The sequence below is a fragment of the Paenibacillus pseudetheri genome (assembly GCF_924513355.1).
Taxonomy (GTDB): domain Bacteria; phylum Bacillota; class Bacilli; order Paenibacillales; family Paenibacillaceae; genus Paenibacillus_AQ; species Paenibacillus_AQ pseudetheri.
This window is the reverse complement of the sequence record NZ_CAKMAB010000003.1, coordinates 1-23,675: the sequence shown is the minus strand read 5'-3', so window position 1 is coordinate 23,675 and position 23,675 is coordinate 1. Positions and strand designations below refer to the sequence as shown.

Annotated in this window: 21 protein-coding genes; 6 read left to right on the top strand and 15 right to left on the bottom strand. The window is 44.6% G+C overall.

What is annotated here, in order from left to right; genetic code table 11:
- Positions 1-102 precede the first annotated feature (102 nt).
- The gene (locus L1028_RS02975) at positions 103-1,287 is read right to left on the bottom strand and encodes a hypothetical protein (RefSeq protein WP_234531174.1); all 1,185 of its coding nucleotides are present in this window, start codon (positions 1,285-1,287) and stop codon (positions 103-105) included.
- Positions 1,251-1,829, bottom strand: a complete 579-nt coding sequence (locus tag L1028_RS02970; protein ID WP_234531173.1) for an RNA polymerase sigma factor — start codon at positions 1,827-1,829, stop codon at positions 1,251-1,253. Before L1028_RS02970 ends, L1028_RS02975 begins: the two co-directional genes overlap by 37 nt.
- A gap of 146 nt (positions 1,830-1,975) precedes the next feature.
- On the opposite strand from L1028_RS02970, the gene ligD reads away from it, so the two are divergent.
- Complete coding sequence (gene ligD / locus L1028_RS02965) at positions 1,976-2,860, top strand: non-homologous end-joining DNA ligase (protein WP_234531172.1); 885 nt, start codon at positions 1,976-1,978, stop codon at positions 2,858-2,860.
- A 305-nt stretch (positions 2,861-3,165) separates the two neighbouring features.
- Here the strand turns inward: ligD and L1028_RS02960 are convergent, their stop codons facing one another.
- Together L1028_RS02960 and cls are read right to left on the bottom strand one after the other, a co-directional pair.
- Positions 3,166-4,005 (bottom strand): YitT family protein, encoded by an 840-nt coding sequence (locus tag L1028_RS02960; RefSeq protein ID WP_234531723.1) that lies wholly within the window; start codon positions 4,003-4,005, stop codon positions 3,166-3,168.
- Between the two features lie 240 nt (positions 4,006-4,245).
- Entirely contained in the window at positions 4,246-5,676 is a 1,431-nt protein-coding gene (gene cls, locus L1028_RS02955) for a cardiolipin synthase (RefSeq protein WP_279306826.1), read from the bottom strand.
- A gap of 208 nt (positions 5,677-5,884) precedes the next feature.
- Between cls and L1028_RS02950 the strand changes: the two genes are divergently transcribed.
- Positions 5,885-7,003, top strand: coding sequence for a peptidoglycan DD-metalloendopeptidase family protein (locus L1028_RS02950; protein WP_234531171.1), 1,119 nt, complete (start codon positions 5,885-5,887; stop codon positions 7,001-7,003).
- A 40-nt stretch (positions 7,004-7,043) separates the two neighbouring features.
- Complete coding sequence (locus tag L1028_RS02945; protein ID WP_234531170.1) at positions 7,044-7,493, top strand: bactofilin family protein; 450 nt, start codon at positions 7,044-7,046, stop codon at positions 7,491-7,493.
- Between the two features lie 8 nt (positions 7,494-7,501).
- Here the strand turns inward: L1028_RS02945 and L1028_RS02940 are convergent, their stop codons facing one another.
- From L1028_RS02940 to L1028_RS02920, 6 genes are all read right to left on the bottom strand, one after another.
- Positions 7,502-8,290, bottom strand: a complete 789-nt coding sequence (locus L1028_RS02940; RefSeq protein ID WP_234531169.1) for an ABC transporter permease — start codon at positions 8,288-8,290, stop codon at positions 7,502-7,504.
- Positions 8,283-9,191 carry an ABC transporter ATP-binding protein gene (locus tag L1028_RS02935; protein ID WP_234531718.1) on the bottom strand — a complete coding sequence of 303 codons (909 nt, stop codon included), beginning with the start codon at positions 9,189-9,191 and terminating at the stop codon, positions 8,283-8,285. The genes L1028_RS02940 and L1028_RS02935 overlap by 8 nt, the downstream gene beginning before the upstream one ends.
- Positions 9,192-9,411: 220 nt before the next feature.
- A complete protein-coding gene (gltB, locus tag L1028_RS02930) occupies positions 9,412-14,007 on the bottom strand; it encodes a glutamate synthase large subunit (protein WP_234531168.1) in 4,596 nt (1,531 codons plus the stop codon).
- Between the two features lie 362 nt (positions 14,008-14,369).
- Entirely contained in the window at positions 14,370-16,724 is a 2,355-nt protein-coding gene (locus tag L1028_RS02925; RefSeq protein ID WP_234531167.1) for a YhgE/Pip domain-containing protein, read from the bottom strand.
- A gap of 56 nt (positions 16,725-16,780) precedes the next feature.
- Positions 16,781-16,906 (bottom strand): hypothetical protein, encoded by a 126-nt coding sequence (locus tag L1028_RS31230; RefSeq protein ID WP_279306825.1) that lies wholly within the window; start codon positions 16,904-16,906, stop codon positions 16,781-16,783.
- 19 nt (positions 16,907-16,925) lie between these two features.
- Positions 16,926-17,501 (bottom strand): TetR/AcrR family transcriptional regulator, encoded by a 576-nt coding sequence (locus L1028_RS02920; RefSeq protein ID WP_094871433.1) that lies wholly within the window; start codon positions 17,499-17,501, stop codon positions 16,926-16,928.
- 267 nt (positions 17,502-17,768) lie between these two features.
- Here L1028_RS02920 and L1028_RS02915 point away from each other — a divergent pair, with 267 nt between their 5' ends.
- A complete protein-coding gene (locus tag L1028_RS02915; protein WP_234531166.1) occupies positions 17,769-18,956 on the top strand; it encodes an MGDG synthase family glycosyltransferase in 1,188 nt (395 codons plus the stop codon).
- 231 nt (positions 18,957-19,187) lie between these two features.
- Here the strand turns inward: L1028_RS02915 and L1028_RS02910 are convergent, their stop codons facing one another.
- The 3 genes from L1028_RS02910 to thpR all read right to left on the bottom strand — a co-directional run bounded on the left by L1028_RS02910 (position 19,188) and on the right by thpR (position 21,516).
- Entirely contained in the window at positions 19,188-19,871 is a 684-nt protein-coding gene (locus tag L1028_RS02910; protein WP_234531165.1) for a metal-dependent hydrolase, read from the bottom strand.
- A gap of 74 nt (positions 19,872-19,945) precedes the next feature.
- Entirely contained in the window at positions 19,946-20,836 is an 891-nt protein-coding gene (locus L1028_RS02905; RefSeq protein WP_234531164.1) for a cell wall hydrolase, read from the bottom strand.
- Positions 20,837-20,913: 77 nt separating this feature from the next.
- Complete coding sequence (gene thpR, locus L1028_RS02900) at positions 20,914-21,516, bottom strand: RNA 2',3'-cyclic phosphodiesterase (protein ID WP_234531163.1); 603 nt, start codon at positions 21,514-21,516, stop codon at positions 20,914-20,916.
- An 88-nt stretch (positions 21,517-21,604) separates the two neighbouring features.
- Between thpR and L1028_RS02895 the strand changes: the two genes are divergently transcribed.
- Together L1028_RS02895 and L1028_RS02890 are read left to right on the top strand one after the other, a co-directional pair.
- Complete coding sequence (locus L1028_RS02895) at positions 21,605-22,561, top strand: D-2-hydroxyacid dehydrogenase (protein WP_234531162.1); 957 nt, start codon at positions 21,605-21,607, stop codon at positions 22,559-22,561.
- A gap of 153 nt (positions 22,562-22,714) precedes the next feature.
- A complete protein-coding gene (locus L1028_RS02890; RefSeq protein WP_279306830.1) occupies positions 22,715-22,906 on the top strand; it encodes a GrpB family protein in 192 nt (63 codons plus the stop codon).
- A 96-nt stretch (positions 22,907-23,002) separates the two neighbouring features.
- Here L1028_RS02890 and L1028_RS31440 read toward each other — a convergent pair whose 3' ends face one another.
- Entirely contained in the window at positions 23,003-23,137 is a 135-nt protein-coding gene (locus tag L1028_RS31440) for a hypothetical protein (protein ID WP_341482478.1), read from the bottom strand.
- A gap of 47 nt (positions 23,138-23,184) precedes the next feature.
- Positions 23,185-23,424: an S-layer homology domain-containing protein gene (locus L1028_RS02885; protein ID WP_234531161.1), complete on the bottom strand. Its 240-nt coding sequence runs from the start codon at positions 23,422-23,424 to the stop codon at positions 23,185-23,187.
- Positions 23,425-23,675 lie beyond the last annotated feature (251 nt).

The window sequence follows — 23,675 nt, the reverse complement described above, 5'->3', positions numbered from 1 at the left end:
ATGGGCAAAGGGGACATTTTCTCACAAAAAAAGAAGCTGTCCCAAGTAGAATTCACTACTTTTGAGAAAGCTCCTCGTAATGTACAGTTAGAACAGCAGTTGCTAGCGAATAAAGCTGTTGGCAATCACTTCCCATTGTTCACGGGTCAAACTGTTATTCAGTTCATCATGTAGACTACGAATCATCTGACTGGCTTCATCATACCAATACAAACGATTCTGAGAAGGCCAAGCCTGCGCGCCCTGCTCTGTACTCGCAGCAATAAAAACCGCCTCTTTGCCGGTGTTTGTCAGAGACCATTTTTCAGCAGTCTGACCTTCCAAGATGGATGCTTGCGATGTATAACCCATATAAGCACTCTGCATTAAGGTTAGTGTGATTTTTTCATTCCCCTTATGGTAGGTAACTTCTGCACTCTCTATACCATCCATAGTTATATTCTCCATAAACAGCTTTTGGTCGGTTTTATCATCCTTAGCTTTCTTTTGAAATTGTTCAAGTATTTCTTGATATTCCGTATTTATCGACTTGTAAGGGGAAGCTGCATTGAAAGTCCCTTGCTCAAATTCATAACCATTCGCGAGCTTGGAAGGCAGGTCTGTCCAGAAATCACCAGCTACTTGTAATTCTTTTACGAAGTCTTGATATTTCGAATGCACAGGAGGATTAAAAGCGAACTGCAATTCATTTCCATAACCTAAACCTTTGGTCAACTTAGTAAATTCAGTATCATTCACATAATAAGCAGCCATTTCCCCAGCGTTCAAGCGAGCAAGCACCTGCTCTTTATAAGTCGCTAATAAACTCAGATACTTCTCTCTCGCAGGAGAGGTCGTGGGAACAGAGGTATTATAGTGCACCGTCTGCACAACCGCCTTCCCTCCGCTGTTCACAAGTGTAATAACACCATCCGAAGGTTGTATGATGTCAATCCCAAACCGGCTACCCTGTTCCTTTAAAACTTCATGACCAGACAACTGAAGAACACCACATCCAATCATCCCTAGCAATACAGCTGCGGAGACCCCTGAGAGAAGTCTTTTTCTAAATTTAGATGGATGTGAGAGTGTCTTCTCTTGCTTCTGCATAACGGGATCTCCCGGCTCTGAGAACGGCTTCAGCTCGTCTCTGAAGTTCGTCATTTCTCCGTCCATCGTTTTCTGTTGATCGTGAATTTCCCTAACCCGTTTCATAACTGCTGCTTTTACATCTAGTTCGTCACTGTTCCCCAATGTGTCCATTTTCTTTATCATTTTCTCTTCAACAAAGCTTCGTTGCCCCACCATTCCGTCCCCCCTTTATGAGCATGTAGTATTTTGCCAAGCTTCGTAATCGTACGCCTGTATTTCTTCTTCACTGCATCCGTATTTTTATCGAGGATCTCCGCAATTTCCGGGAAGCTCTGTTCCTCAAAGATTCGCAGAACTAACAGATTTCGCTCATCCATTTTCAATTTCAAGAGGGCTAAGGAGAGATGTTCGTTAAATATGTAACGGTCCATCAACTGTTCCGGGCTTTCTGCAGGAGGATCTGGTTGAAAAAGTGCCATAATCTTCAAATGTCTTTGACGTTTGCGGATCAGACTGAGGCAATGATGATAGGCAATTTTATATAGCCATGAAGAGAAGCTCGCGATAGGGCGATACGTGCCTATATGCTGATATGCCTTCACCAGAATATCCTGTACCGCATCCTCCGCTTCCGTACGGCTCCCAAGCAACCGGCAGCAATAGCCGTAAATCGGCTTTTGATAAGCTTCGACGATAAGGGCAAAGGACTCGACCTCGCCTGCCTGTACCCGAACGACGGTGTGTTCAATCCCGTCCAAAATCAGCAAACTCCCCTTTCACATAACCGTATAACCTTATAACTCCTATGATCGTCCAAAAGGGACACTTTGGAAATATTTTTTTCATGAAAAGGAACAGACTAGCACATAATACCCTCATTCCTATAACAGAGAGGAGGTTCAGGATGCCAGCAGCCATTAAAGGCACAATTACCGTAGGCGGCCAAGAGATAACCATCACCAACCCAGAGAAACTGCTATGGCCGGATTGCGGAATTACGAAGCGGATCTATCTGGAAAAGCTCGCCGCCCTCTCTCCCTACCTGCTGCGTTATTGTCGAGATCGGCTGCTAACCGTAATACGTTATCCGCATGGTATCTCTGGAATGTCCTTTTATCAGAAAAATGCACCTGATCCTCTTCCGGCCTTTGTCCAAACCGCTGTTCACGAGAATATTAATTATATCAAGCTGCAAGGTTTACCTGAGCTGATCTGGCTGGGTAATCTGGCTGCTTTGGAGTTCCATCCTTCTTTGCATTATGTAGGTAGCGATCTGCCTTGTGAATGGATGATTGATCTAGACCCGTCACGTGAGGTCGAGCCCCGTATCATGGAAGCAACTGCAATCGTAGGGACGGTCTTAACCTCCCTTGGTTTATCTTCTGTGCCCAAAACGTCCGGCGCTACCGGGGTGCAGATCATAGTTCCCATCGAGACTGGCGTTACTTTTGATGGATTGCGAAAAATCGGTCACTTTGTCGGTCGTTATGTCACCGAGAAGCACCCCGATTTATTCACCTTGGAGCGTCTGAAGAAGAATCGCGGAGATAAAATCTATTTTGACTACCTCCAGCATTACAGTGGTAAAACATTAGCTGCACCTTACACACCACGTGCCAGGCCACTTGCTACAGTATCCACACCATTGCTCTGGAAAGAGGTTCAGCAAAACGTGTCTCCTACTGATTTTCATCTGCTCAATATTGAGGAACGCCTGCAACGGATGGGAGATCTTTTGGAAAAAGTGCCACCGCAACCCGTTAAACAGCTCATTGCTAAGCTTCCATAGGGATGGATAAACTGCCACAAAAAATGAACCAAAAAACAGCAATAAGCCCGCAGCATTACTTCATGCTACGGGCTTATCAGGCGTCCCACTCAAGGACAGAAGGTATATTGTATAAGAATACGGAATATCGAGTCTTGTTCACCGTATTTATTGCTTCATTATTCGTAAAAATACCTTCTTTCAGTTAATAATACTAAAGTGCCAAGCTAAAACGCCTGCGGCGTCCTCTTTAGGACGGTAAACGTTTATGCGAGAATAATAAGGATACAGTATAGCGTGACACTTATACTTCCTTATAATTCAAGCTAATGAATTGCTTTCTTCTTGAAACGGCCACCTTTAACATCATGAATGTTACCTATTGCGATGAATGCATCTGAATCCCAATCTTCAACAATAGATTTAAGCTTGGCTTCTTCCAAACGGGTGATAACCACGAAGATTACTTTCTTATTCTCCCCGGAAAATCCGCCTTCTCCATCTAAATAAGTAACACCACGTCCAAGACGCTCCGTCAAAGCTTCACCGATATCACGGAATTGATCACTGATAATCCATACCGATTTCGACTGATCTAGACCCTCAAGTGTAATATCGATTACCTTGAATGCAATGTAATACGCAATTAGTGAGAACATCGCATTATTCCAACCGAACACAAATCCAGCTCCGGATAAGATGAACAGGTTGAAGAACATAACAACTTCACCTACAGAGAAGGGAAGCTTCTTGGCTACAAGAATAGCAACAATTTCTGTACCATCTAGAGATCCCCCAAAACGTACAACTAACCCTACACCAACACCAAGAATGATACCACCAAACACGGCAGCAAGCATGGGCTCAACCGTAAAGGCACTTACGTGATGCAACAATGAGGTGCCAATAGACATAAGTACGATTGCATATAAGGTAGATAAGGCAAAGGTCTTACCGATTTGCTTATAACCAATTAACAAGAACGGAAGGTTTAACAGTGTCAATAAAATTCCCAGAGGAATGTCGAAAAGATATGATAAAATAATGGAGATACCAGTAATCCCACCATCAATCATTTCATTCGGAACGAGGAATATTTCTAGTGCAACGGCCATCATTGCTGCCCCAATGGATAACATGATCATTCGCTGTGCGAACTTAGCCATTTTATGTGTCCCGGTCTTCTGCAGCTTGTTCTTTTCCTCTTTGGCAATCATTTGTGGACTCACATTCATAGAACTCCCCCTACAATTTAACAGTATAGTTTTGAAACATTCGGAAGTATAATTAAAATCTATACTTTCTTACATTTCTTCTTATACAATTATTATATCACAAAATAAGCCCTAATAATGAATGGAACACGTTATATCCTTCGAAAAATTCAGATTTAGTCCCCTTTCCAGTCATAATAGCGGAGATAACAACTGACACAGCCCTTCACCGAGTTTGACAATTCTCCCTCTCTCCTTAAACTTTACAGGATCAATAAATTCACTGTGCTTTTGATCCTTCTCAAACCCTCTGACAAGTGAAGATATAGCTTCCGGATGTAGCAGTACAGCAGTCAATTCAAAGTTAGAATAAAAGCTGCGCATATCCAGATTTGCACTGCCCACCGTAGCGAGCAGATCATCGATAATCATGATCTTGGCATGCATAAATCCTTTCGTATAGCGGTAGAATTTCACCCCTGCATCTTGTAGATTTTCTAAATAAGACAAAGAAGCATGATAGACAAGCAGATTGTCAGGCTTTGCCGGAATGATAATTCTTACATCCACTCCACGGAGTACTGCGCTTTTCAAAGCCCGGCAGATGGCAGGATCAGGAATAAAATACGGAGATGTAATCCAAATCCGATGTTTTGCTGCGCATAAGGCGGCAAAATACATCTCTTGAGAAGCGTCTAATGCAGCATCCGGACCACTCCCAACAATCTGCACAGCTTCTTGCGCCTCACAAGCATGTTTTGGGAACAAACGCGGATGACTCATACTTTCGCCAGAGGCCAATCTCCAATCCTTTAAAAAGACATACTGAATATAATATACCGAGTCTCCTTCAAGACGAAGATGAGTATCTCGCCAATATCCCATTTTCAGATCCTTCCCCAAATAATCATCCCCTATATTCATGCCACCTGTGAAGCCAACGAGCCCATCCACCACCAGGATCTTCCGATGATTGCGGAAATTAAATCGACGCTTTAACAGAGAACTAATCGGCGGTAAAAAAAAGTGGAACTCTACTCCCGCATTTCTCAACGTATGAATAAATCTTCGGCTTAATTGATGGCTGCCCAGACCATCACAAAGCAAGCGCACCTTAACGCCCTGACGCGCCTTCCGAATCAGAACATCCTGGAATTGCTCACCAATCTCATCATTACGATAAATATAGAATTCCATGTGTATATGTTCTTTCGCCTCCTCCAAAGCTTCCAGCATAGCATCATACGCTTCTCTAGCAGTTGACAATATCCTGCTCTTGTTGTGACCAGTAATCGGTCCTTCAGAGATTTTTGAGAGCAAATCCAACAGACCTTTATTATTCTCAAACTGAACGTTTCCAATCTCCGTAACATCCTTTACTACCTTAATATTGCCAGTGACATGCGAACGAATTTCACGAGCGAGTGAAATACATCTGTTGTTCAATTTTCGATTCTTACCATAATCACGGCCCAGAAAATAATAGAATGCAAGACCAAGTGGCGGACAACAGAATGAAATGAACAACCACGCTATAGCCCTTTGCGGGCGACGGAACTCCATAAATACAATTACCGCGATCTGTATAATAAAAAGACTTAGAATTATCGCAAACGTCTTCAATTCACTACCCCCTCCATTTAATAAAACAGTTGCAATAGACTCGCTGCGGCGACTCTAGTACAGGTTTTGCCGTAACTCTCTTTCTTTATTCAAACAAACCGTTGTCATGTTCCTGAAAGATATGGAATACATAGAGTAGTAAGACAATTCGGGATGAGCCTAATGGAAGTAAGGTCGTTAGCTTTGTGTATCGTAAGGCGGCTGCCATATGCCGCAGAAAGGAGAAGCCATGAAGAGTCAGCCAGATCATAACCGGATTACGCTGCTCGTCGTAAGGGATGCCGGACGCCCCGTCAAACAACTCCAGATCTCCAAGCCACTTGCGTTCGCCTTGCCGGCAGCAGCAGCCCTGTCCCTCTCCAGTCTGGTCACCTCTATGCATTTCCATGCCTCACAGTCGATCTCACAACTGGAAGCTGAGGCAGCCGCACTATCACTAACCAATCTCCGCATGGAAATGAAGGTCGCTGACAAGGATAAGGATCTTATGCAGCTTCGTACTCAAGTTAGCGAGCTATCCGAAGAGGCAGATAATATTAAAGACAAGCTGAAGAGTGTAAATGCGCTGGAACAGGAGTTGCAATCATTGATTAACAAAAGCAAAGGCTCCGCTGCTGAAACAAAAGAATCAAAAACGGGATCAACCGCTTCAAATTCAACCTTAGGCTTATCGAGCCGTTACGCTGTACCAATCCCTAATGAGACATCTTTTAAAGCTACAATCACATCACAGGTAGGCGGAGAATATATCGCGTCTTATCAGAACGAATCGCTGATTCTAGTGGAGGAAACAAAAGACGATTTCGAAGAGATCCACGGTATGCTCGATGAAATGGTGGAAAGTATTACTCAGACTATTACTCTGGCGGAGCATGCGAATAACGTTCAAGCCAATCAACAGGCAAAAAAAGCTCAAGCTGAAAAAGCCAGACTAAATGCAGCGGTACTCTGGCCTACCGATTCTAGGGTCATCTCCTCAAGCTTCGGCTACCGAACAGATCCTTTCAGAGGCTTATCCGCGTTCCATTCAGGTGTCGATATTGCCGGGAACTTAGGCGATCCTGTATATGCCGCCTCAGATGGGGAGGTCGTTACCTCCGAGCAGATGGGTGCGAGAGGCAAGTATATCGTGATTAAGCATTCGAATGGGCTTGAAACCTGGTATATGCATCTGCAGGCAATGAATGTATCTGCGGGAGACAAGGTTAACAAGGGGCAGAAGATCGGCTTACTTGGAAACACTGGTCGAAGCACAGGACCTCATCTTCATTTCCAGGTAGTGAAGCAGAATAAAACTGTAGATCCATTGGATTATGTTAAACCCTAAACGTTAATGTCAAAATATATGAAATAGGAGGAATTTATACATGTGGAACAAGCGGCAGCAGCGTGCCTCTATCAAGTCTACTGACTCTCTCATCGGGCATGGGGGTACGCTCGAGGGTAAAGTACATTGCGATACGAACCTGAGGATTGAAGGTACCTTTAGCGGAGAAATTATATGCAGTGGTGTAGTCACTGTAGGTGAGGAAGGCACGGTGCGCTCCAGTATTAGAGCAGAAGAGATCGTTATCGCTGGTAAAGTATATGGAGATGTTACCGCGGACCGTAGGCTCATTATGACTGGTACTGGCGAGCTACACGGTAATATCTCTGCAGGAGCACTTAGTATTACGGAGGGCAGCCTGCTTAATGGGTCCATCGCCATGCAAGAACAGCCCACCTCTGAACAAGCAGGTGAGCTCAAAAGTAATACGAAAAAGGACAAGACAGCAAAACGCTCCTCCAAAGCAGAAGGAACGCTTGAAGCCGGTTAAGCCTATTTTTATCCAGCAACGTCCCGTTTACGGAAGACATACCAGGAAACAGACAAGAATATAACATAGTACACTGCTAGCACAGCAATGGAGAAGCCTAGTGTAGCACCACCTGGACCAACATCAGATCCCATATAGACCCTTAGATCCATATGAGTGAAAATTAAATATCTGGCCCACTCGAACACATCCGGATTAAGCAAAGCCGCGAAAATACCTTGGGCAAACATGATAAACATAGATAACCCAATCGCCAATCCGCTTGCACGGAATACGGAAGAGATCATAAAAGCAAGCGTAACCGTCAAGAAAAGAGTGACATAGCGGCATAGGAGATCCATAAAGGAATACTCAGCAGGGCTCCAAGCTACAATCGAAGACAGTGTGTCTCCAGTTGGTGAGGCGAAAATAAACGATGCAGCTAAACCAAAAACAATCAATACTGCAGTACAAAGCAAGCTAAACAACACAATGCTAATGTATTTTGAGAGTAAGATCTGGGAACGGCTCCACGGGCGAATCAGCAGCATTTTGATGGTTCCCCAGGTAAATTCGCCCGCTACGGAGTCAGCGGCTATAACAACAACGAAGATCGTATTCAGGAAGAATACAACACTCACTATCATTTGGAAGCTGTCCCAAACGCCTAAACGTGATGCAGGGTTATCCGTTGTGAAATACATAAGAGCCGGAAGAAACGCACTAAACACTGCTAGAATAATCAGCATAATCCATGTGCGAGCACGACTATATATCTTGATGTTCTCATTATGTATTAACGCTGTAAAATTACTCAATTCCTTCACCTCCTGTAACCTCTAAGAATTGATCCTCTAGCGTACGGGCAAGTGATTTGATACTGTACACTTTAATCCCGCCAGCCACTAGTCTGGCATTAAACTCAGCAATATCTTCACGCGCCGCCTCAACTACAAGCCCACCGCTCTTAAATGTTCCTTGTCCTATGAGAGCAAGTGCAGCTTCGGCATCGTCAACCTCAAACAAGGTTTCTCCGATAGGCATTGTAACATTGCCTACCTCTTTTAGCTGTTTTACCTCAAGCAGGTGTCCATTCTGGATAATGGCTACACTGTCACACATGAGCTCCATTTCGGAAAGTAAATGGCTAGAGACAAATACAGTTGTTCCTTCTTCACGACAGAGTAGGCGCAGATAGTCACGAAGCTCACGTATACCTTGTGGATCAAGCCCATTGGTCGGCTCATCTAGAACCAGTAGCTTCGGTCGGTTTAGTAGCGCCTGAGCCACTCCAAGTCTCTGACGCATACCTAGGGAATAAGTTTTCACTTTGTCATGAATTCTTTGACCAAGCCCGACCAGCTCAATAACCTCATCAATCCGCTGCTTACTGACTCCCGGTACCATCCGTGCAAATTGTTTAAGATTCTGATACCCGGACAGGAACTTATACATTTCAGGATTTTCTACAATAGCCCCGACACTCGCGATAGCCTCTTTATAATTATTTTTAATACTATGGCCACTAATCAGGACGTCCCCGCTGCTAATGGAAATTAATCCTACCATCATCCGTATTGTAGTCGTCTTCCCTGCTCCGTTTGGTCCCAAAAAACCGAATATTTGACCCGGCGGGATATCCAGCGTTAAATTGCTCACCAACGTCTTAGAGCCTATTTTTTTGGTAACTCCCTGCAAACGGGCAACAGGTTCAGACATTATTTCTGTATTTGACACAGTATCACTTCCTTTCATTTACAAACAAGTTTACCATACCGTTTTTTTCAGAAAATTACAAAAAAGAAACAGTCTAACGTTGTTTAGACCGAGGATTCGATTCGATTTGAGCAAAAAAGGACCTGGCCTCCCACAAACGAAAGAGTCCAAGTCCCTTATATCACTTCATTCAATATTACCTGTTTTTTCAGAATGCAGGTATTTAGCCGCCTACACGTGCAAGCTCGCGCATATTCGCTTCAAATGCAGCCATCAAAGCAGCCTCGCCGGTCAATCCGGTTTGCTCCACTTTGCGAATCTGCTCCATCATCCGTTTGTAATCCTTCGGAATGACACGAACAAACTTCGGCAAGCTATCTGCCCACTGATCCAATACCCGCGCTCCCGCCTTACTGCCTGTAAGCTCTACATGACGGCTAATCAGCTCGCGCAGCTCTTCGATCTCTTCTAGCTCTTCCACTCTTTCAAGCAGTACCATTTCGAGATTACAGCGGCCAATGAAGGTTCTATCAGGGTCGTAGACATAGGCGATACCGCCAGACATCCCTGCCGCAAAGTTACGGCCTGTTTCACCAAGAACAACCACACGGCCTCCAGTCATGTATTCACAACCGTGGTCACCTACACCTTCTACAACGACCTTCGCTCCAGAATTACGAACAGCAAAGCGCTCACCAGCGATACCGTTGATATAAGCTTCCCCAGCTGTTGCTCCGTAGAATGCAGTATTCCCGATAATGATATTGTCCTCAGCTGCAAAGGTAGCTTTTGGAGATGGTTTGATAATAATCTTACCACCCGAAAGTCCCTTACCAACGTAGTCATTGGAATCGCCTTCCACCGAAAGTGTGATCCCCTTAGGCACGAATGCACCCAAGCTTTGACCAGCAGAACCGGTGAAATGAAGACGAATCGTATCATCAGGCAAACCGGCTGCCCCGTATTTACGTGTCAGCTCGCTACCAAGGATGGTTCCAACGGCACGATTAACGTTCGTAATCGGTAACGATGCTTCTACAGCCGTTCCAGATTCCAGTGCAGGTGCTGCCAGATCCAGTAGTTTAGAGACATCAAGCGTCTCCTCCAGACCATGATTCTGACGTTTACTGCAGAAGCGTGTGCTTCCCTCTGGCATTTGCGGTACATGCAGCAGACTACTCAAATCTACGCCCTTCTTCTTCCAATGCTGCGAAGCTTGAGCAGCGTCTAAGCAATCTGTACGGCCAACCATCTCTTCTATCGTACGGAAGCCAAGACTCGCCATAATTTCGCGTAAATCCTGTGCCACAAAGGTCATAAAGTTAACTACATGCTGTGGATCACCCGTAAAGTTCTTACGAAGATCTGGATTTTGTGTCGCTACACCAACCGGACAAGTATCCATTTGGCAGACACGCATCATGATACAACCCACAGCTACTAACGGAGCAGTAGCGAAGCCATACTCTTCAGCACCCAGTAATACAGCTACGGCTAGATCGCGCCCGCTAAGCATTTTTCCGTCTGTTTCCAGTACAACGCGGTCACGCAGATTATTCAGCATCAACGTCTGATGCGTTTCGGCCAAGCCAAGTTCCCATGGAAGACCTGCATGACGAATGGAGTTCATCGGAGATGCACCTGTCCCCCCGTCATAGCCGCTTACCAGGATAATATCAGCGCGCCCTTTGGCTACGCCAGCAGCAATCGTACCTACTCCGACTTCAGATACGAGCTTAACATTAATGTTTGCACGTGGATTGGCATTCTTCAGATCGTAGATCAGCTCTGCCAAATCCTCAATCGAATAAATATCATGATGCGGTGGAGGTGAAATCAAGCCCACACCAGCTGTTGAACCGCGCACTTCAGCCACCCATGGATAAACTTTACGTCCTGGAAGCTGTCCGCCTTCCCCTGGTTTAGCACCCTGAGCCATCTTAATCTGGATCTCATCAGCGTTAACAAGGTAGTTAGATGTAACTCCAAAACGTCCGGAGGCTACTTGTTTAATCGCACTGCGACGGGAATCGCCGTTGCTGTCCGGGATATAGCGGGCTGGATCTTCTCCGCCCTCACCAGTATTACTCTTACCACCGATCCGGTTCATTGCAATAGCGAGGGTCTCATGTGCTTCCTTACTAATGGAACCAAAGGACATCGCACCTGTCTTAAACCGTTTCATAATGGACTCCACTGGTTCTACTTCTTCTAATGGAACCGGTTCATAAGCTGACTTGAACTGTAATAAGGAACGAATCGTCAGATGCTTCTCACTTTCACCTTGAACAAGTGCAGCATATTTCTTGTACATCTTATAATCTCCACTACGCACGGAGTGCTGAAGCAGATGAATGGTCTGTGGGTTGAACAAATGATCTTCCCCATCGTTTCGCCATTGATAATCACCACCGGAATCAAGCACTTTATCATTTCCGTCTTTTTCCGTGAAAGCACGGTTATGATGGATAAGTGCCTCGGTTGCTACTTCCTCCAGACCAATACCGCCAATGCGGGAAGGTGTCCAAGTAAAGTAACGATCCACGAATTCCGAGTTCAGACCCACTGCTTCAAAGATCTGAGCGCCCCGGTAGGATTGAATCGTCGAAATCCCCATCTTGGAAAGAATCTTAACTACGCTCTTAGTCGCAGCTTTAATATAGTTCTTCACAGCCTTCTCATGCGATATTCCCCGCAGTAAGCCTTGGCCGATCATATCATCCAAGCTTTCAAATGCCAGATACGGATTGACTGCACTCACACCATAACCAAGCAGAAGTGCATAATGATGGACTTCACGAGGTTCACCGGATTCAAGTAAAATACTAACTTTTGTCCGTGTTCCTTGCCGGATCAGATGGTGATGCAAGCTAGATACCGCAAGTAGAGCAGGGATCGCAACATTCTCCCTGTCCACACCGCGGTCCGTCAGAATCAGAATGTTATGACCTTTAGCCATCACGCGATCAGCAGCCTCGTTCATACGCTCCAGCGCGATACGCATTCCTTCTGCTCCGAGCTCAGCTGGGAAAAGAATCGGAATAGACATCGACTTGAAGCCTGCACGACGAACATGACGAATTTTCGCAAAATCTTCATTTGAAAGAATTGGTGTGTGTAGTGAGATTTGGCGACAGCTTTCTGGTTCTGGTTTAAGCAAGTTACGCTCTGGTCCAATCGTAGTCGTAGTAGAGGTAACCAGCTCTTCGCGAATAGCATCGATTGGTGGATTCGTTACCTGAGCAAACATTTGTTTGAAATAGTTATATAGACGCTGCGGACGGTCTGAAAGCACAGCTAGCGGCGCATCATAACCCATGGAACCTACAGCTTCAGCACCAGTAGATGCCATTGGTTCAAGCACCTTGCGTAAGTCCTCAAAAGTATAGCCGAACGCTTGCTGCAGCTGCTGCACATTGTCATGCTTAGGATTTGGTAGCTCAGGCGCATCTGGAAGCTCCTCAAGACTAATCAAATGCTCATCCAGCCACTGGCGGTAAGGCTTCTCGGTGGTGATAGCCGATTTGACTTCCTCATCGGAGATAATGCGGCCTTCCTTCGTATCCACGAGCAGCATGCGTCCAGGCTTCAGGCGGTCTTTATATAAGATGTTCTCTGCTGGAATGTCCAGTACACCCGCTTCGGAGGAAAGAATAATCATGTCGTCCTTTGTTACATAATAACGAGCAGGTCGCAAGCCGTTACGGTCCAGAATAGCGCCGATTTGCACACCATCTGTAAAGCCCATTGCAGCAGGTCCGTCCCATGGCTCCATCAAAGTGCTGTGATATTCGTAAAAGGCTTTCTTGTCGGCGTCCATACTGTCATGATTGCTCCATGGTTCAGGAACCATCATCATAGCTACCTGTGTCAAGGAGCGTCCGCTCAAATAAAGAAACTCAAAGGTATTATCGAACATTGCAGTGTCCGATCCATCCGGGTTTATAACAGGTTTGATCTTGTTCAAATCTTCGCCGAACACATCACTCTTGAACAGCGACTGGCGAGCATGCATCCAGTTCACATTACCGCGCAAGGTATTGATCTCACCATTGTGGATCATAAAGCGGTAGGGATGCGCACGTTCCCAGCTTGGGAAGGTATTCGTACTGAAGCGGGAGTGAACTAACGCGATCGCTGATTCCAGCTCTTCGTTCTGCAAATCCAGGTAGAATTGTCCGACTTGTTCTGTAGTCAGCATGCCTTTGTATACAATCTTACGACATGACAAGCTTGGGATATAGAAGGCTTCAGCCTCTTCTACACCACCATAGCGAATCGCAAGCTCTGCACGTTTGCGGATGACATAAAGCTTACGCTCAAAAGACAATTCGTTCGTAACCGAGGCCGAGCGACCGATAAACACTTGGCGTACAAAAGGCTTTGCAGCCTTCGCTGTCTTGCCAAGCATTTCATCATAGGTAGGTACATCACGATAGCCGAGCACTTCCTGACCTTCTTCAGCAATAATGTTGCTTAAGAGAGCCTCATGTTGAGCCCGAACCTTCTCGTTATGAGATAGAAAAATCATGCCTACGCCATAGTGGCCTTGTTCCGGCAAAGCAAAGCCAAGCTTCTGGGCTTCACTAGCAAAGAAACGGTGCGGAATTTGAAGCATGATACCTGCTCCGTCACCAGAGTTGGGTTCGCTACCTTGTCCGCCACGATGCTCCATATTAAAGAGCATTGTTAAAGCGTTACTAACAATATCATGGGACGGTTTGCCTTTAATATGGGCTACAAATCCCATGCCGCAAGCATCTTTTTCGAACTGGGGATCATACAGGCCCTGTTTTCCGGGCAGTTCAGTGTGTCTCATCGAACGCAACCTTTCTATTATAAAGTATGGCGTAATCTTTGGAAAATTTTTCAGATTAAAACTTTAATAATTATTCAAGCCAGATTAGTGATATTATTTTATCACCGAGGTGACAACAGCGCAATTTAAACTTTTTTATGATGCTGATTAACATTTCTTTTTGCGACACAGCTTTAGTGGACAAAAGTTCAAAAAAACTCATACATGCATAATTATGCATAATTAACGCATAAAAACTTATACAATGAAAGCGTTTCAAGGTTTTTCATTGCCCTTGAATGTTTGCAAGAAAAAGGGGCCTATGATTTGAACTCAAAAAAAGCGTCTCCCAGAGGAGACGCTTTTTAAATACTTTTTTCAAATTATACAGTCATAGCTTGTTCACTTTTCATTCCAGCTTCATTGTCCCGACTGCGGGTCATGAAGTAAGCGAAAGTAAGAGCAAGGAACCCAAGACCGAAGATTGCAAGCACACCTACGTCACTCCACATTGCACTGAAGTCCCCAGTAGAAATTACTGATTTAAGACCACTAACTGTGTAAGTCATTGGAAGCAGTGGGTTAAAGAATTTCATCCAGCTCGGGATCAATTCAAGTGGGAATGTTCCGGCACTAGTTGTTAATTGGAAAATAAGAATAACGATAGCAACAAAACGTCCCGGTTGATCCAGCCAAGTAACAATGGATTGAACTACCCATGTGTAAACTAGACTAGTCAAGAATGTAAATAGGAAGAATAGCGGTACACTTTGTACTTCTAGTCCAAGTCCGTACAATACAACCACAGCAGCCAGCATAGACTGGATAAAGCTCATGATTGTGAACGTAAGCGTACGGCTGATAAAACGATTCATACGGCTTGCGCCTATTACAGCTGATTCACGCATTGGAATAACAATCGTAGAAATCAGAGCACCTACGAACAACCCAAGAGATAAGAAGTAAGGAGCAAACCCTGTGCCGTAGTTCGGTACATGATTTACAACTTGATCCTCAACCACAACTGGTTGTGCGAACATTTCCATCATTTTATCTGACTTATTCACACTGCCTGTTTTTTCAGCAGCATCGCCAAGCTTAGTTGCCAGTTCTGTTGATCCAGATTTCAGATCATCCATACCATCTTTCAGCTCGCCTGCACCGTCAGCCAGTTTTTTCGAACCATCTGCTACAGCACTGATACCGGAACCCAGTTCGCCTACACCGCTTAGCAGTTTTGAGGTACCATCGCCAAGTGCTTTACCGCCTTCAGCCAGCTTGTTGCCTCCAGCTGCAGCTTCTTTTAGCTTCGCACCAAATTGTTGCATCCCTGCATTCAGCTTTTCGCCACCTGTTACAATTGCAGATGCGCCTTGTGCCAGTTTTTGCTGTCCTGTCAAAAGCTGTGTGCTACCAGCATTTAATTGCTGTGCTCCATCATGCAACTGAGTTACACCAGCAGCTACCTGCTGTGAACCCGAGTGCAGTTGAGTTGCACCTTGTGCCAGTTGCTCTTGCCCACTGTGGAGTGCAGTAGCGCCCTGTGCCAGCTGCTCTTGACTTTGTTGCAGTTGCTCACTACCTTGAGCAACAGCTGCACTAGCTGCTAGGAGCTTCTGTACGGCTGGATTCTGTGCCAACTCAGGACTAGCCTGTGCCAATTGCTGCAACCCTTGAGCGACCGCTTTAGCGCCCTCAGTAACCTTTGTGCTACCTTCTGCGGAAGCCTGCAAGCCTGCTTCCAGCTTCGCGCTGCCATCAACGGAAGAGGTTAAACCTGCTTCCAGCTTCGCGCTGCCGTCAACTAAAGATTGTGTTCCTGCTTGTAATTTAGTAGTACCATCCACAGCAGACTTCGTTCCTGCTTGAAGCTGTGTGGCACCTGTTACAGCTTGCTTTAAGCCATCACTAAGCTGTTTACTGCCTGCAGCGCTTTGTGCAACCCCGTCTTGAAGCTGCGTGTGTGCAGTAGACAGTTGTTGCAATCCGCTTGCCAACGTGGTTGTTCCTGTTTTAAGCGCCGTAGCACCTGCATTCAAATCAGTCACGCCTTGTGTAAGGGGTTCTACACCATTTTGAAGTTTACCTGTACCATCTGTCAGTACAAGAAGATTATCTTTCAGCTTCAAGGCTCCATCATCTAGCTTACCAGCGCCATCTGCGATCTTGGAAGCTCCATCTCCTGCTTCGCCCAATCCATCAGATACTTCTGTAATCTGATTGAATACAGACTCCACATAAGCTTCTGTTACTTTAGCAGATACTTTATTTTTAATTTCTGCTACAGCCGTTCCACCGATTTGACCGGCCAGGAAGTTGTAGCCTTCATTTGGCTCGTAAATAATTTTTGCCGGTTGTGGTTCATCATCCAAAAGCGTTGTTGCTTTAGCAGAGAAGTCTTCTGGAACAATAATCGCCATATAATAGGTATTGTCCTTCATTCCTGCTTGTGCTTCTTCTAATGAAACAAAGTTCCATTGAAAGCCATCGGTTACCTTAAGCTCTTCAACCAGATCATCTCCGGCCTGAAGTTGTTTCCCTTCATAATTGGCACCGACGTCTTGGTTGACCACAGCAACCGGTAACTCATTCATCTTGCCATACGGATCCCAGAATGCCTTTAGGAAGAATCCGCTATACATCACCGGAATAAATAGGATGGCAATCATCGGAATCAGCACCTTTGGATTTCTCAGTGCTGCGCCAAGATCCTTGGTAAATACGGATATTGATTTCATTCTGGTTCTCTCCTTATGAGCTTATGCTCTCTTTAGAATGCTTTGTTTGCGAAATATTACGTAACACCAGGTGACCATTTTCCCCATTCGGTCAATACAAGGGATAAAAAAACGCCTTTCGGCTCTTCTTCAATGCCTAAAACAGCTTGGAAATTGTTAAGGGAAAGCAATCTGATACGCATCCCTATCCTGAATCAACGCTTACTGTGCCAATCCTTCGGCGAGAAACAAATGAAAGTACATCTTGATCTGTTCCTTGTCCAAGGGAGTATGTGTTTTATTCAGTTCAGCAGTCAATACAATATATAGCCTGAACATGACTACAGATACGATTTTAGGATCGCAAGGTTTAATTTCTCCCTTTTGGAGCGCTTGTTGCACCTCCCGTTCTAAATATTCTAAAACTAAGTTCTCGATCTTCTCGAGCCCTTCTCCTGCCTGCGGCGTTCCGAATTCGCGACTCTCCTGGGAAAGCTTGATGAATAACTCCTGCTCACTTCGAAATTCCAGCAGGGCATCCAGCACACGATGCAGGTTATCAAAGAAAGGTCTGTCTCGCCTGATCTCGCGATCAGCAATCATCTTCATTTCTACCATCATATCGCGCAGGATCTCATCAAACAACTGCTCCTTGTTTGTAAAAAAGGTGTAGATGGTTCCTTTTCCAACATTTGCGATCTTAGCAACCTGATCCATGGTAGTCGCCTTATAGCCGAATAATGAAAAAGATTTTGCTGCGGCCTGAAGCACCTGCTGTCTTCGATCCACCACTGCCACCTGTGCCCACTTCCTTTCTCCAGAAAATATCATTACCGCTGACTATCTGACCACTTTACTAATCCGGTCAATTGGTCATTCATTACTTTAACACGTAGCTTTGCAGTTTGCAATACTTTAAAAAATCTTTTATTTTTTTATTTATTGCAGGGTTTTAACTTTCTATTTACGTCTTATTTGTATAATGTGAGTAGAGAGCAGTTTTCCCTCATCTAATTTAGAAGAAAATCCGCATTTCTATTGAAAAGGAAAGTAGCAGGTGAACTTATGCGAAAGAAAAGAGTACTGCTGTTTTCGGAAGGCTTCGGTACGGGCCACACAGGAGCAGCCTATGCTCTGGCCGAAGGAATAAAGCTGCTGAATCCGGATGTCCAGTGCCGAGTCATCGAGCTAGGTAAATTTCTTAACCCGATGGTCGCCCCATGGATTCTTTCCGCTTACCGAAAAACAGTTAGCAGCCAGCCTAAGCTGGTCGGCATGATGTATAAGACACAATATCATAAATCATTGAACCCGTTGACTAAGATGGCACTTCACCGGATTTTTTATACACATGCCTCTCAAGTAATCGAGCAGCTAAAGCCTGATTTGATTATTTGTACACACCCCATTCCGGCCGCTGTCATTTCCAGACTAAAGCGTCGTGGATTGGAGGTCCCGCTGTATACGTTAATTACAGATTATGATGCACATGGTAGCTGGGTAAATTCCGAGGTCAATCGATATCTCGTCTCTACCCCACGCGTCAAATCAATTCTAACAGGCCGAGGGATTGCTCCTGAGCTTGTAACGGTCACGGGCATACCTGTGCATCCGAAGTTCTGGGAAAGATCCAACAAGACGCTGCTCCGCAAGGAACTAGGTCTAGCCGATATCCCTACTGTTCTCATAATGGGTGGAGGCTGGGGACTGATGTTCGGCAAAGAGATTATGAATTCACTCACAGCCAGAATGGATAACATCCAGCTCATCTTCTGTATGGGCAGTAACGAGAAGCTTATAGCCAAAATGAAATCCAATCCAAGACTTAATCATCCTAACGTCAGGATTCTTGGATATACCAGTGAAATCAATAAACTGATGGATGCTTCCGACCTTCTAATCACAAAGCCTGGCGGAATGACCTGTACCGAAGGTCAGGCTAAGGGAATTCCAATGCTCTTCTATAAAGCTATTCCAGGTCAGGAAGAGAAAAACTGCCAATATTTCGTAGAGCTAGGACTAGCAGAGGTACTTGATTGTGAGGTAGTAAACAAATGGTTCTCTATGATGCTCCGTGAATATTCTGTTCTCGAAGAGCAGCGTAAACGCCGTCTCGCCCCTGATAAACATCAACCGCAAAGTTGCGCGACTACCGTTCTGCAGATGTTAGGCAACCCCGCAGACAAAACAGCTGATATCAGAGGAGCAAGATCTCAAGCCCGAGGCGATGAGGCAGTGTGCATTACTCCATAAAATATCCTTACAAAGTGGAGCTTTTCTTCAAATATAAGAATGTAACTTTTACGCTATACATTATCTTTATATTTCTACGAGAAACGGTTATCGTCTTTAATAGACGACAACCTCGTATCTTCTTGGATGCGTACTCAGATACTTTGTGGGGGCCCAAATATATGTAAAGAAAAGCAGGTAGCCCGGGATATCCCCGGCTACCTGCTTTTTTGTGTAAACATGTGATCCAGATTAAATTTCTATACTTTCGCCAGCTTTAAGCGGGAATCCCTCTATCCCTTCTTGTCGCAGACGATCACAGAAATCCATAGCATCCTGAGCAATATCCGGAAATGTATTGTAATGAAGTGGTATGACCTTGTCCGCTTGAAGCCAGCGCGCAGCAAGGAGCGCATCATCCGGTCCCATGGTCAGCATATCGCCAATTGGCAGAGCCGCCAAATCAATCGCAGTTCTTTCACCAATCAGACGCAGATCGCTGAATAGTGCGGTATCGCCTGCATGGAATAACGTCTTCCCCTCAATCGTCAATAAAATACCTGCGGGCTGTCCAGCATAAATCCAAACGTCGCCTTCCTGAATCGATGAGGAATGAAACGCCTGAGTATATTTAACGGTAATGGCATCATAAATATGCTTGCCACCTATATTCATATGTTTAACCTTGGCACCCTTCATTCGGCAGTATTCCGCAAGCTCAAAAACAGCAAAGATCGGACAATCATTCTGTTTGGCAATTTGCACAGCATCACCTAAATGATCCGAGTGACCGTGAGTCAGCAGGACAGCATCTACAGTAATGTCATCAGGTGAAATACCAGAGTTCGGATTTCCTGACAAAAAAGGGTCAATAATAACTTTCGCTTGCTCTGTTTCTACCAGCAGTGCCGAGTGTCCGTAATAAGTGATCTTCATGACAATCCTTCCACCTCCAGGGTTATATAGCATAGTTTACCCTATAAATAGCTGAGGTTTACAGATTCGGTCAATTATTTATAAAACGTATGATTACCAATGGTCTTCACATACTCCTGCGAATGATGTACGGTAAGATCCTGCGCAAGCTTAAGCGATAGGAAAAAATAAGTATTATCAGGAACTTCCTTCACGCCAGAGAGCGCAGCATTCACCGCTTTAATACTATCATCGTTAGGCTTCACACGTTTAAGACGCCCGTTAGCTACAGGACTGAATTGATGCTTTTGAAAAATGACCTTATATATCGTGTCGGGGAAATTGGCTGACCGTAGCCTATTCAGAACAACGTTGGCAACTGCCACCTTGCCCTGGTACGGTTCACCTTCCGCCTCTGCCATTACAATTTTTTGTAGCAGAAGCAGTTCTTCTTCGGATACTGCGTAGCGCCGGGTTGCTTTACTTTGCTGCTCCTGGCTTAATAGCTCGGTCCGAGAGAAGTACAATGTTGTGAGGGGATTTTTCTGAGATGCTGAGACTGTCTTAACCACAGTCTGAGCGCTCTTTTTCGCTGTCGCTTTCTGCGCAGCTGGATTTGATCGTGCTACATCAGTCTTTACCCGAACTATGGAAGCTTGCGATGTATTTTGTGGCTTTATTTTATTCTTACTAAGCCATTCTACATTCTGCTCTGGTTTCCAAGTGGAACTGAACAGGTTAGCTGTGTTATAAAGCTTATTCGTTGGTGAAACTTTAGTAGTGCCCCTCGTCTTACTAGATATTGATTCTTCTTGCAAATAACTAATTACCGATGCTCGGCTGGTGGATTGCAGCTTATCCATCTGCACACTATCTATTTTCCCCTCGGCAACCTGATTAGGCTGCATTAAGCTTATGGCAGAGAAACACACTAGTATAACGCTAACAAGCAAAGCGATACAGCGGTTTTGTTTAAAAATTAACATGATATTCCTCCTATTTCACGGCACATTCCTATTGTATGTAACCGAAAACGGAAGCTTTGAAAACATAAATACCGATTTTAAAATGTAATATTTTCAATCATTTCATACATAGGAATGGCATACATTCTGGTAGCATACAACACAAAACTATCAATCGTCCAGTCTCTATGAAAGATTTTTGATCTTTTTTCATCATCCAATTTCAGTGAATTTTCCAGCAATTTATCATTAAATGAAATTTTTCCAAGGTACTTTCGAGCCACTGTGAGGTGTGGTTTATACTCCCTAGATTCGGCTGAAAAACCTAAAGGAATCGTCGCAGTGTGTACTCTCGCAGCCAGTAAATTCAGCTCTTCTAATTCGCCAGAAACCCCTACCCATAAAACTTTTGGAGCCTTTGGCAGACCGAATGTATTCCATTTATCCAAGGATAGTTTGAAGGGGCGGCATTGCTCTGACATCTGCTTCAACGCCATGATTAAATCCGGAATTTCCGTCTTTGGGGTGTCTCCTAAAAATTGCAGGGTAATATGATAATCCTCTGGATGAGTCCATTTTGAAAAATGAAAATTTTGAGATAGGTTAGAGCATTCTTCCGCCACAACTTGTCGAAGTTCTGAGGGTAATTTCACAGCAATAAATAATCTTTCTGAATCTTTATCCGACACGCTAGCATCCATATCAATTTCACCTTCTCCTATAGATTTGGTATCCTTATCCTATAACATTATCCATTTTCATCAAACCTTAGAGCAGGAGGAATACATCATGACTAAGTCCATAGTATGTTTACAACCACTTACAGCCGAACAACAGGAAAGGATCCAAGCAGCAGCCCCCGGTTATACATTCACACAAGGTGACGGCAAAAATCCGGATTTACAAATGCTTGCTGATGCTGAAATCGTAATCGGCTGGGCTAAAGGCATCGCCGATACGCTTCTTCGTCCAGATTCGCCCCTTCGCTGGGTCCAATCCTGGTCCGCTGGAATTGAGAAGCTCCCTCTAGAGCGTTTTAAGGAACGTGAAATCTTATTGACTAGTGGGAGCGGAGTGCACGCCGAGCCTATTTCTGCGGTAATCTTCGGCTTCATGCTTCTCTTCACACGTAATTTGCATACAGCCGTTCGCAATCAGATGAACCGCTACTGGAATTCTGACGGTAGTGAGAGTGAATTGTTCGGAAAGACAGCCGTTATTGTTGGAACTGGAGCCATCGGCAGCGAAACCGCCAGAATAGCTAAAGCCTTCCGGATGAAGACGATCGGAGTAAGTCGCTCAGGCAAGCCACTCGCTAATTTTGATCAAGTGTACACCACTGACCATCTGCCAGAAGCTGTGAGCCAAGGCGACTTCATCATCAATATACTCCCTATCACCGATGAAACTAAGCAATTATTTAACACTGCAATCTTCTCTGCCTTTAAACAAGGTTCCTATTACATTAACGTTGGACGTGGAGCGACTACTGATACTGAGGCTCTAATCCATGCACTGAATCGCGGTCAGCTTCGTGGTGCGGGACTGGATGTATTCGAAACCGAACCCCTCCCGCAGAATCATCCACTATGGACTATGGAGCAGGTAGTCATCACTCCTCATTCTGCTGGCATAACCGATCAATACGCTAATCGAATCGTAAATATTTTTACCGAAAATATAAATTCCTATTTATCTTCTGGCACTCCATCCCTAAATCTCGTTGATTATGCCCGCCAATATTAAATTTAGCATTTGATTTTTAGGAACACTTGTTCTATAATGGGGAAATCCAGGAATCAAACATAAAGAGAGGTTAGCGAAATGGAAGTTACTGTCACCAAATACAATGAGGAATGGAATCTTATCTTCTTATAAGAATCTCGTAAGTTTAAAGAGATCTTCGCTGATGCACTTATTGATATCCACCATATTGGCAGCACTTCTGTTCCTGGGCTAAAAGCTAAACCAATCATTGATACGATGCCTGTTGTACGAAATATCGAAGTCATTGATGACTTCAACGCGCAAATGACAGAGCTCGGTTACGAATGTATGGGCAAGTTCGGGGAATGGTATTCAAATCATTAACTATAAACCGATCATACAAAATAGTCCCTGCATGTCCATTAGACAATCCTAATGGACATGCAGGGACCCTTATTTCACACCTGGATCGCAGCGCTCTTAATTAGAAGCTATGATCCCGTCAATATAAGCTGTAGCGGTTCCAGCCGTAGAAGGTGTAACAAACTGAATGCCAATGGCATCCACTTTCTTCAAATTCTCAGGCGATAGATTGGAATTGTTGCTGAGATCAATCGTGAACTCCGTGAATCCATCCTGAGCAGCTATCTTCGCACCCGAATCTACCCATACTGCATAGCTCCTAATTGAAGAAACAGCTTCGCTTGTACATCAGGCTGACTCGCTTTAGTGCCTGGCTCCAGTGAAAAAACAGATGCAATTAATGTTGCAGCATCTTGACGAGTTACTTCAGTATCCGCTTTCGCTTTATTATCAGGAAAACCTTTGTAATAGCCAGCTTGCTTCGCTATAGATAAAGCGCTTGCATACCAAGCTTTAGCAGGGACGTCCGAGAATGACATTTCCGAAAAAGTGCTAAATCCAAATAGCTTATTAATAATACTTATAAGCTCAGCACGCGTTACTTTATGATCCGGCTAAAAGAGCCATTCCCCATTCTATAAAAAACAAAAAAAGGCCAGTCCCCAATGGTGAACTGTGACCCGTAAGATGGAAACTTTGAAAAAAGTGCCCCTCTTACGGGTTATTTATGTTTTAATCGAAATATCGAAAAAACGGAGGAAGCCTTCATGAATAACAAAACAAGAGGAAG

Coding starts and splice junctions, on each gene's coding strand:
- L1028_RS02925 (WP_234531167.1), bottom strand. CDS start 16,724: ATGAAATCAATATCCGTATTTACCAAGGATCTTGGCGCAGCACTGAGA.
- L1028_RS02915 (WP_234531166.1), top strand. CDS start 17,769: ATGCGAAAGAAAAGAGTACTGCTGTTTTCGGAAGGCTTCGGTACGGGC.
- L1028_RS02895 (WP_234531162.1), top strand. CDS start 21,605: ATGACTAAGTCCATAGTATGTTTACAACCACTTACAGCCGAACAACAG.
- L1028_RS02905 (WP_234531164.1), bottom strand. CDS start 20,836: ATGTTAATTTTTAAACAAAACCGCTGTATCGCTTTGCTTGTTAGCGTT.
- L1028_RS02885 (WP_234531161.1), bottom strand. CDS start 23,424: ATGTCATTCTCGGACGTCCCTGCTAAAGCTTGGTATGCAAGCGCTTTA.
- thpR (WP_234531163.1), bottom strand. CDS start 21,516: ATGGATGCTAGCGTGTCGGATAAAGATTCAGAAAGATTATTTATTGCT.
- L1028_RS02975 (WP_234531174.1), bottom strand. CDS start 1,287: ATGGTGGGGCAACGAAGCTTTGTTGAAGAGAAAATGATAAAGAAAATG.
- L1028_RS02960 (WP_234531723.1), bottom strand. CDS start 4,005: ATGGCTAAGTTCGCACAGCGAATGATCATGTTATCCATTGGGGCAGCA.
- gltB (WP_234531168.1), bottom strand. CDS start 14,007: ATGAGACACACTGAACTGCCCGGAAAACAGGGCCTGTATGATCCCCAG.
- L1028_RS02935 (WP_234531718.1), bottom strand. CDS start 9,191: ATGTCTGAACCTGTTGCCCGTTTGCAGGGAGTTACCAAAAAAATAGGC.
- L1028_RS02910 (WP_234531165.1), bottom strand. CDS start 19,871: ATGAAGATCACTTATTACGGACACTCGGCACTGCTGGTAGAAACAGAG.
- L1028_RS02950 (WP_234531171.1), top strand. CDS start 5,885: ATGCCGCAGAAAGGAGAAGCCATGAAGAGTCAGCCAGATCATAACCGG.
- ligD (WP_234531172.1), top strand. CDS start 1,976: ATGCCAGCAGCCATTAAAGGCACAATTACCGTAGGCGGCCAAGAGATA.
- L1028_RS31230 (WP_279306825.1), bottom strand. CDS start 16,906: ATGCGTATCAGATTGCTTTCCCTTAACAATTTCCAAGCTGTTTTAGGC.
- L1028_RS02945 (WP_234531170.1), top strand. CDS start 7,044: ATGTGGAACAAGCGGCAGCAGCGTGCCTCTATCAAGTCTACTGACTCT.